The following is a 352-nucleotide window of genomic DNA, read 5'->3' on the forward strand; positions in this document are numbered from 1 at the left end:
GGGTGGTGCAGCTTGCGGGATAGCCATTTCGGCCTTCGATCTCGACAAGGCAGAGGCGGCACGATCCGAAGCTTTCGAGATTATCGCTCGCGCAAAGCTTCGGGATCGCGGTGCCGGTCAGTGACGCGGCGCGCATGATCGACGTGCCTTCGGGCAGCGTCACCGCCTCGCCGTCGATCGTCAGCGTGATATCGCGGCCGGTCGCCAGCGCAGGCGGGGTGCCATGGTCGATTTCTCGGGTGAAGCCCATGATTCTACTCCGCTGCTTCGATAGCAGGCGCGGGGACGCCGAAATCTTCGGGGAAATGATCGAGCGCGCTCAGCACCGGATAGGGGGTGAATCCGCCGAGCG

General features: G+C 64.2%; 1 protein-coding gene. It reads right to left on the reverse strand.

The genetic code is table 11. The features are described 5' to 3' along the window. The coding region (locus ACT6QU_RS19405; protein WP_444837021.1) for a 2Fe-2S iron-sulfur cluster-binding protein at nucleotides 1-250 on the reverse strand (250 nt) is incomplete at its 3' end. Nucleotides 251-352: the final 102 nt, after the last annotated feature.

The organism is Aliihoeflea sp., from assembly GCF_052435475.1.
Lineage (GTDB): Bacteria > Pseudomonadota > Alphaproteobacteria > Rhizobiales > Rhizobiaceae > Aliihoeflea.